9 protein-coding genes are annotated in these 8,028 nt (G+C 68.4%); 5 read left to right on the top strand and 4 right to left on the bottom strand.

Translation table 11 applies throughout. The features are described 5' to 3' along the window. Positions 1–53 precede the first annotated feature (53 nt). From nth to QMX79_RS18395, 3 genes are read right to left on the bottom strand one after another with little or no spacing between them, the layout of a single operon-like run. Positions 54–689: an endonuclease III gene (gene nth / locus QMX79_RS18405; protein WP_282248068.1), complete on the bottom strand. Its 636-nt coding sequence runs from the start codon at positions 687–689 to the stop codon at positions 54–56. Positions 690–727: 38 nt separating this feature from the next. Continuing rightward, a complete protein-coding gene (locus tag QMX79_RS18400) occupies positions 728–1,090 on the bottom strand; it encodes a hypothetical protein (protein WP_282248066.1) in 363 nt (120 codons plus the stop codon). A 3-nt stretch (positions 1,091–1,093) separates the two neighbouring features. After that, a complete protein-coding gene (locus QMX79_RS18395) occupies positions 1,094–1,876 on the bottom strand; it encodes an enoyl-CoA hydratase-related protein (protein WP_282248065.1) in 783 nt (260 codons plus the stop codon). A gap of 170 nt (positions 1,877–2,046) precedes the next feature. Here QMX79_RS18395 and QMX79_RS18390 point away from each other — a divergent pair, with 170 nt between their 5' ends. From QMX79_RS18390 to QMX79_RS18380, 3 genes are all read left to right on the top strand, one after another. Beyond that, a complete protein-coding gene (locus QMX79_RS18390) occupies positions 2,047–2,748 on the top strand; it encodes an FKBP-type peptidyl-prolyl cis-trans isomerase N-terminal domain-containing protein (protein WP_282248064.1) in 702 nt (233 codons plus the stop codon). 113 nt (positions 2,749–2,861) lie between these two features. Then, the gene (locus tag QMX79_RS18385; protein WP_282248063.1) at positions 2,862–3,644 is read left to right on the top strand and encodes a CoA pyrophosphatase; all 783 of its coding nucleotides are present in this window, start codon (positions 2,862–2,864) and stop codon (positions 3,642–3,644) included. Beyond that, positions 3,641–4,546: a sulfurtransferase gene (locus QMX79_RS18380; RefSeq protein ID WP_282248062.1), complete on the top strand. Its 906-nt coding sequence runs from the start codon at positions 3,641–3,643 to the stop codon at positions 4,544–4,546. Before QMX79_RS18385 ends, QMX79_RS18380 begins: the two co-directional genes overlap by 4 nt. On the opposite strand, the gene QMX79_RS18375 is transcribed toward QMX79_RS18380, so the two are convergent. Further along, a complete protein-coding gene (locus QMX79_RS18375) occupies positions 4,536–5,099 on the bottom strand; it encodes an N-acetylmuramoyl-L-alanine amidase (protein WP_282248061.1) in 564 nt (187 codons plus the stop codon). The two genes, QMX79_RS18380 and QMX79_RS18375, sit on opposite strands and share 11 nt — an antisense overlap. 57 nt (positions 5,100–5,156) lie before the next feature. Here QMX79_RS18375 and QMX79_RS18370 point away from each other — a divergent pair, with 57 nt between their 5' ends. Next, positions 5,157–5,687, top strand: a complete 531-nt coding sequence (locus tag QMX79_RS18370) for a hypothetical protein (protein WP_282248059.1) — start codon at positions 5,157–5,159, stop codon at positions 5,685–5,687. A 176-nt stretch (positions 5,688–5,863) separates the two neighbouring features. After that, on the top strand, positions 5,864–8,008 hold the full coding sequence (gene rlmKL / locus QMX79_RS18365) for a bifunctional 23S rRNA (guanine(2069)-N(7))-methyltransferase RlmK/23S rRNA (guanine(2445)-N(2))-methyltransferase RlmL (protein WP_282248067.1): 2,145 nt from the start codon (positions 5,864–5,866) through the stop codon (positions 8,006–8,008). Positions 8,009–8,028: the final 20 nt, after the last annotated feature.

Here is an 8,028-nt window from a genome sequence, read left to right as displayed (position 1 = left end):
CACAGAAACAGATGACTGCCCGGTTGCGTTCAGATGGCAGTCGCCGCCGCCCCTCAGGCGGCGGTCTTCTGCTTGAACCGGCACAGGTCGCGGATCACGCACTGCGGGCAATCCGGCTTGCGTGCCCTGCACACGTAGCGGCCGTGCAGGATCAGCCAGTGGTGGGCATCGAGCAGGAACTCGGCCGGGATCACCTTGACCAGCAGGTCCTCGACCGCCCGCACGTCCTTGCCGGGTGCCAGCCCGGTGCGGTTGGCGACCCGGAAGATGTGGGTGTCCACCGCCATCACCGGCTCGCCGAACGCGGTGTTGAGCACCACGTTGGCGGTCTTTCGTCCGACCCCGGGCAGGGCTTCCAGCGCGGCGCGGTCGCGCGGTACTTCGCCGCCATGCTGGTCGATCAGCAGGCGGCAGGTGGCGATGACATTCTTCGCCTTGGCATTGAACAGCCCGATCGTGGCGATGTACTTCTTCAGTCCGTCCTCGCCCAGCGCCAGGATCGCCTGCGGCGTGTTGGCGACCGGGAACAGTTTGCGCGTGGCCTTGTTGACGCCCACGTCGGTCGCCTGCGCGGAGAGCGCAACAGCGACCAGCAGTTCGAACGGGGAGCTGTATTCCAGTTCGGTCTTCGGATGCGGATTGAGTTCGCGCAACCGCGTGAACATTTCCACGACGTCGGCCTTGGGCATGCGCGCGCTGCGCGGTGCGGCCTTTGCAACGGTGGTCATCAGGAAGGCTTTCCAGCAGCCCTGGCTTTGGCGCGCGCAAGAATCGCGGCGGCCGCAGGCGGCAGGGCCGGCTTCAGATCGGGAGTGGGTGCGGCAGGCGCACGGCGGGCATCGCGTTCGGCGGCGCGACGTGCCAGCCGCTGCGTACGCTGGCGGTAACGCTCGCGTGCGGCCCATGCACGCTGCAGGTGCTGCTGTGCGTGCAGCAGGCGCGCCGGCAGGTCGGGATGGCCAGCCAGCAGCGCGCCATCGCCCGGCGAGGGCACGTAGTCCATCAGTCCCGCCGCCAGCGCGGCGTCCAGGTCGTCATCCAGTACCAGCAGCAACAGGCGGGCGGGCAGGGGCGTGGCGTCGTGCATCATCGCTCAGCGGTTCTGGAACACCGGCGAACGCCGCGCAAGAAACGCCGACGTACCTTCGCGCATGTCTTCGGTGGCGAACATCAGGCCGAACTGTGCGCTCTCATATTCCAGCCCCTCTGCAAGCGTGCATTCGCCACCGACATGCACGGCATCAAGAATGCCGCGCAGGGCAAGCGGTGCGGACCGCGCGAGCTGGGTGGACAGCTCGTTGACGCGCGCATCCAGTGCATCGGCCGCGACCACTTCGTTGACGATGCCCAGCTGCAGCGCACGTGCGGCGGTGATCGGCGCACCCAGCAGCAACAGCTCCAGCGTGGCCGCGCGACCGCACAGGCGCAGCAGGCGCTGGCTGCCGCCGAAGCCGGGAATCAGCCCCAGGTTGATCTCGGGTTGGCCGACCTTGGCGCTGTCGGCAGCCACCCGCAGGTGGCAGGCCATGGCCAGTTCCAGCCCGCCACCCAGCGCAAAACCGTTGATCCGGGCGATCACCGGCTTGGGCAGGCGTTCGATGCGGCGCATCACGGCCTGGCCCAACAGCGAGAAGTCACGTCCCTGAACCGGGGTCAGTCCGTTCATTTCGGCGATGTCGGCCCCGGCCACGAACGCCTTTGGGCCGGCCCCGGTCAGCACCACCACGCGGACGGATTCTTCCTGCCCTGCGGCCAGAAACGCCGAATCCAGGGCCTCCAGGGTCTCCCGGTTGAGCGCATTGAGCTTGTCGGGGCGGTTGACAGTGATCCAGCGGATGGCACCATCGTCGACAACGGTAAGGGGGGCGTCGGCCACGGCGGGGGCTCCTGGAAAAACGTTAAAAAAAAGTGATATTGAACTCTGGAAACAAAGGCAGGTCATAGCCTTCGTCGTTAGTGGCGGTTCAACGTTGCGGCGGCTATCCTAACCCGTCGCCTCAGGGCGGCCCAATGCGTCCTGAGTTACCACCCCTGGAGAAACGTTTGATGAAGTTGCGTTCTATCGCGGTCGCCGTCGCGGCCCTGGCCCTGACGGGCAATGCCTTCGCCCAGGACACTTCGTCCGAAAAGGGCAAGCTGAGCTATTACTTCGGTTACGACTACGGCAACAACCTGGCTGAGCTCACCGGTCGCGGCGAACAGCTGGACATCAATTCGGTGGTGAAGGGCCTGCAGGATGCCTACGCCAAGAAGCAGCCGGCGATCACCGCCGAGCAGCTGAAGCCGGCCGTCGAAGCCTTCCAGAAGCGTGAGCAGGGTCGTGCCGCCGCTGCCAAGGCCGAGTACGAAAAGGCTGCCGCCGAAAACAAGACCAAGAGCACTGCGTTCCTGGCCGCCAACAAGGCCAAGGCCGGCGTGCAGGCGCTGCCGAGCGGCGTGCAGTACCGCATCGTCGAAGCCGGCAAGGGCGCCAAGCCGACCCAGGCCAGCACCGTGCAGCTGGAAGTGGCCGGTCCGTACCCGTTCGGCACCCGTCCGACCGAAGCCCGCCCGGCGCAGCAGATTCCGGCGATCAAGGTCAGCGAAGTCGAAATGAAGGCCATGCGCGAAGTGCTGCTGCAGATGCCGGCCGGTTCGAAGTGGGAAGTCACCCTGCCGCCGGAACAGGCCTACGGTGCCGACCCGCGTACCCCGTTCCCGCCGAACGTCGCCGTGCAGTTTGAAATCAAGCTGGTCAGCGTCAAATAAGAAGAACGATTCGAAACACGAAAACGCGCCGATGGAAACATCGGCGCGTTTTTTGTTGCCCGCATTCGCGCTACTGTTGCGCGGTGCACTTTCCGGAAACCCCCGCCCATGCCATGCCCAGTCCCTGCATCGGAACCTGCGCGCTTGATCGCGCAGGCCTGTGCGGCGGCTGCCTGCGCAACGTGGATGAAATCACCCGCTGGTCGACGATGACCCGACACGAACAAGACCATGTGATGCGGCAGGTGCTGCCGCTGCGCGACCAGTTGCGGCAGTCGCTGGGCGGCTCGCGGGGCGGCCACGAGCGCCTGCTGCGCGCGCTGCACCCGCTTGATGCGCCGCCCGGTGGCGATGGCTGGAACCGCAGTGAACTGGCCGACCTGCTGCCCCCCGGCCCGCCAGTGGAAGCGGCGGTGCTGGCCGGGATCATTCCGCGCGCCAACGGCGCGCAGGTGCTGCTGACCCGGCGCACCGATACGCTGCGCCAGCATGGCGGCCAGGTCGGGTTCCCGGGCGGCCGCCAGGAGCCGGACGACCGCGATGCGGTGGCCGCCGCGATCCGCGAAAGCAACGAGGAGATCGCGCTGCCTTACGACCAGGTGCAGGTACTGGGCTACCTGGATCCGTTCGTGACCATCACCGGGTACCGGGTGATGCCGGTGGTGGCGGTGATCGACCCGGGTTTCGTGGCGGTGCCGCAGCCGGATGAAGTGGCCGAAGTGTTCGAAGTGCCGTTCGATTACCTGATGGATCCGGCCAACCTGCACCAGGTCGAGATCGACCACCGCGGCCGCATCCGCCACGTGCTGGAGTACGGTTGGCCGGGCCAGCGCATCTGGGGCGCCACCGCCGCCATCCTCTACAACCTGCGTCGCCGCCTGGAGCAACTGGAATGAGCACTGCGAACCCGACCCCGTGGACCACCCTTGTCGATGTGGCGACGCTGTCCAGCGCGCTGGCGCAGGGTGACACCCGCCTGTTGGATGCACGCGCCACCGCGAGTGCCGCACCGCGCGTGCTGGATGCGCGTTTTTCGCTGGCCGATCCGCAGTCCGGCGCGCGCGACTATGCCGCCGGGCATCTGCCGGGCGCGCTGCGCGCGGACGTCAACCGCGACCTGGCTGACATGAGCGTGGTCGGCCACGGCCGCCACCCGTTGCCGGACAGCGATGCGTTCGCCGCCACGCTGGGGCGGTGGGGCATCGGTCCGGACACCCAGGTGGTGGTCTACGACGGCGGCGACGGCAGCATGGCGGCGGCGCGCGCGTGGTGGCTGCTGCGCCTGATCGGGCATACGCAGGTGGCGGTGCTCGATGGGGGCCTTGCGGCGTGGCAGGCGGCCGGTCTGCTGTTGACCACGGAGGTACCCGAGGTGGTGCCGCTGCCGGCCTATCCGGGGCGTTTCGATACCACCCAGGTGGCGTCGGTGGACGAGATCGCCGCGCGCTTGAAGCATGCGCCGGGCTGGCTGCTGGATGCACGCGCCGGTGAACGGTTCCGGGGTGAGGTGGAGCCGCTGGATCCGGTGGCGGGGCATGTGCCCGGGGCGGTGAACCGCCCGTTCGCATTGAACGTGGCGGACGGGCGCCTGCGCCCGGCCGCCGAGCTGCAGGCCGCGCTGCGGCCGCTGATCGGCACGCATGATCCAACGCAGGTGGTGCTGATGTGCGGCTCGGGCGTGACCGCCTGCCATCTGCTGTTGGCGATGGAAGTGGCAGGGCTGCACGGCGCCCGGGTCTATGCCGATTCCTGGAGCGGGTGGGTCAGCGATTCAAGCCGACCGGTAGCTACAACGTAGTCAACGGAACGGCCGCCAGCACCCGCGGCCAGGGGAACAACGGGCCCGGGTCGCGTTTGCGCGGCACGCGGCGGTCCGGGTCATCGCTGGCCACCTCTTCGCGCGTGTCCAGCGCCTCGTGGCCGGCGATATGCTGCAGGCCGGGCAGGGTGTCGCACAGGTGCTGCAACAGGTCGATCAGGGCCGCGATCTGGGCGTCCGGGTACGGTTCGTCCATCGCCTGGTGGCGCGAGTCCAGCCAGTGCGGGTAGCGGCCGGTATTGACCAGTTCGATGCCGATGGAGCGCGGGTTGTAGCCGCTGACATGGTGGGCGGTGCGCTCGACCGGGACGTACTGGACGATGCTGCCGTCGCGGTCGATGTAGTAGTGCCCGCTGTTGCCGCTGCCGCTGTCGTACAGCACGCGTTCGCCGTAGCTGCGCGCCATGGCCAGGTCCGGCAGTTCGGTGCAGTGGATCACCACCAGATCGATCTCGTCGGCCGCGCGCTCGCCCAGCTGCGCCACGTAGGGCAGCGGCTGCAGGTCGATGCGGGGCGGGGCGCGGTCGGGCATGCGCCGATGCTAGCATTCGGGCATGAGCGCTAACATCGATTTCCACGCGGTGGCTGCATGAGCCGCGGCCACTGCATTCTTTCCCACGGCTTCGAAAGCGGCCCGGACGCCACCAAGGTGACCGCACTGGCCGACGTGGCCCAGCGGCTGGGCTGGACCCATGAACGCCCGGACTACACCGACCTGGATGCCCTGCGTGAGGTCAGCAGCGTGGGCGATGTCCCCGCCCGCCTGCAGCGCCTGGTCGAGCGCGCCAGCGCCGCCGCCGCGTCCCAGGGCCCGGTGGTGCTGGCCGGGTCCTCGCTGGGCGCTTACATTTCCGCCATCGCCTCGCTGCAGGTGCCCACCCGGGGCCTGTTCCTGATGGTGCCGCCGACCCGGATGGGGCCGATGCCGGCGCTGGACGCCGCCCGCGTGCCCACCAGCGTGGTCCACGCCTGGCACGACGAGCTGATTCCGGCCACCGATGTGATCGCCTGGGCCCAGGCGCGCGCGGCGCGGCTGCTGCTGGTCGATGACGGGCACCGGCTGAACAACCACGTGGATGCCTCGGCGCAGGCGTTCGAGGCGCTGCTTCTGAGCCTTTGACGCGTACCCACCAACGGTGGGTACCTACCGGAGGCGACCAGCGGTTGACACGCGCCGCAGGGCGTCCCGGGGCGATTCCGGCCGGGTCACGTACAATGGACGATCCGGCGCCTGCGCCTGGGCCGCCTGCGGTGCCCGTGGGCACCCCCTTCCTGCTGACCTGCGATACCGAACCCGTGAAATTCTTTGTTTCCTGCGCCAAGGGCCTGGAGTACCTGCTCGCCGACGAACTGCTGGCGCTGGGCCTGCCCAGGGCCACTGCCACCATTTCCGGCGTCAATGCCGAGGGCGAGCTGCCGCAGGCGCTGAAGGTGGTGCTGTGGTCGCGCCTGGCCAGCCGGGTGCTGTGGCCGCTGGCCGAGTTCGACTGCCCGGACGAGGGATCGCTGTACCAGGGCGTGTCGTCGATGCCGTGGGAGCAGCACATCAGCCCCGAGCTGACCCTGTCGGTGGACGCCCATGTGTCGGGCACCGAAATCACCCACGCGCGCTTTGCCGCGCAGCGGGTCAAGGACGGCGTGGTCGACAGCCTGCGCGCGCAGGGCCTGGAGCGGCCGTCGGTGAACACCGAGTTCCCGGACGTGCGCATCAACCTGTCGCTGCGCAAGGGCCGCGCTTCGATCTCGATCGACCTGGGGGGTGGTCCGATGCACCGGCGCGGCTGGCGCATGGCGCAGAACGAAGCACCGCTGAAGGAAAACCTGGCGGCGGCCGTGCTGATGCGCGCCAACTGGCCCAAGATCCACGCCGAAGGCGGTGGCCTGCTCGACCCGATGTGCGGCAGCGGCACGCTGCTGATCGAAGGCGCGCTGATGGCCGCCGACGTCGCTCCGGGCCTGCAGCGCCACGGCAGCATTCCGCCGAGCCGCTGGCTGGGCTTCGATCGTGATGCCTGGAACGCCCTGATGGCCGACGCACGCACCCGCGAGCAGGCCGGGCGCGCCGCGCTCAAGCAGGTCATCCACGGCAGCGACATCGACCCGCATGCAATCCGCGCGGCCAAGGAGAACGCGGAAACCGCCGGTGTCGCCGAGGCGATCTGGTTCGGCGTGCGCGACGTGGCCGATGTGCAGGTGCCACCGCAGGAAACCGGTTGCGTGGTGTGCAACCCGCCGTATGACGAGCGCCTGGCCGCCGATGCGGTGCTGTATCGCCGCCTGGGCGATGCGCTCAAGCGCGCCGTGCCGCAGTGGCGGGCCAGCCTGCTGTGCGGCAGCGCCGAACTGGCTTTCGCCACCGGTCTGCGCGCGAGCAAGAAGTACCAGCTGTTCAACGGCGCCATCGAGTGCGCATTGATCGTGTGCGACCCCATCGCCGTGCCGCAGCGCGAGAATGCAGGCCAGCCGCGCGAGCTGAGCGAGGGCGCGCAGATGGTGGCCAACCGGCTGCGCAAGAACATCCGCAAGTTCAAGACCTGGAAGGCGCGCGAGCAGGTCACCTGCTACCGCGTGTACGACGCCGACCTGCCGGAGTACGCCGCCGCCATCGACGTGTACGAAGAAGATGGTGGTGCGGGCCGCACCTTCCTGCACGTGCAGGAATACGCCGCGCCGGCCACCATTCCCGACGTGGACGTGCGCCGCCGCCGCAACGAGCTGCTCTCGGCCGCGCGCGAGGTGTTCCAGGTGCCGGCCGAGCAGGTGGCGCTGAAGTCGCGTGAACGCGGCAAGGGCGGCAGCAAGTACGGCCGCTTCGAACAGCGCGGCGAATTCGTGCTGGTGCGCGAAAACGATGCGCTGCTGCGCGTGAACGTGTTCGATTACCTGGACACCGGGCTGTTCCTGGACCACCGCCCGCTGCGTTGGCACATGGCCAAGGAAGCGCAGGGCAAGCGCTTCCTCAACCTGTTCTGCTACACCGGCGTGGCCAGCGTGCAGGCAGCGGTGGCCGGTGCGGCCTCCACCACCAGCGTGGACCTGTCCGGCACCTACCTGCAGTGGTGTGCCGACAACCTGGCCCTGAACGGCAAGGGCGGCAGCCAGCACCAGCTGATCCAGGCCGATGCATTGGCCTGGCTGGAAGCCGAGCGGCATCGCTTCGATGTGATCTTCTGCGATCCGCCGACGTTCTCCAACTCCGCCCGCGCCGAGGATTTCGACGTGCAGCGCGAGCACGTGCGGTTGCTGCGTGCGGCCGTGGCGCGGCTGAGCCCGGAAGGCGTGCTGTATTTCTCGAACAACTTCCGACGCTTCAAGCTGGACGAGGAAGCGATCAAGGAATTCGCCGAGTGCCGCGAAATTTCCGCCGACACCATCGGCGAGGATTTCGAGCGCAATCCGCGCATCCATCGCGCGTGGGAGATCCGGCGCTTCGGCGCCTGAGGTTGCGTGCCCACCAACGG

The sequence above is a fragment of the Stenotrophomonas sp. PS02300 genome, assembly GCF_029959395.1.
Lineage (GTDB): Bacteria > Pseudomonadota > Gammaproteobacteria > Xanthomonadales > Xanthomonadaceae > Stenotrophomonas > Stenotrophomonas maltophilia_AD.
Note: the sequence above shows the minus strand (reverse complement) of the source record. Positions and strands in the feature narration are given on the sequence as shown.

Excerpts from the sequence above, each read along its gene's own strand:
- nth (WP_282248068.1), bottom strand. The coding sequence starts at position 689 with ATGCCCAAGGCCGACGTCGTGGAAATGTTCACGCGGTTGCGCGAACTC.
- QMX79_RS18400 (WP_282248066.1), bottom strand. The coding sequence starts at position 1,090 with ATGATGCACGACGCCACGCCCCTGCCCGCCCGCCTGTTGCTGCTGGTA.
- QMX79_RS18390 (WP_282248064.1), top strand. The coding sequence starts at position 2,047 with ATGAAGTTGCGTTCTATCGCGGTCGCCGTCGCGGCCCTGGCCCTGACG.
- QMX79_RS18385 (WP_282248063.1), top strand. The coding sequence starts at position 2,862 with ATGCCCAGTCCCTGCATCGGAACCTGCGCGCTTGATCGCGCAGGCCTG.
- QMX79_RS18380 (WP_282248062.1), top strand. The coding sequence starts at position 3,641 with ATGAGCACTGCGAACCCGACCCCGTGGACCACCCTTGTCGATGTGGCG.
- QMX79_RS18375 (WP_282248061.1), bottom strand. The coding sequence starts at position 5,099 with ATGCCCGACCGCGCCCCGCCCCGCATCGACCTGCAGCCGCTGCCCTAC.
- QMX79_RS18370 (WP_282248059.1), top strand. The coding sequence starts at position 5,157 with ATGAGCCGCGGCCACTGCATTCTTTCCCACGGCTTCGAAAGCGGCCCG.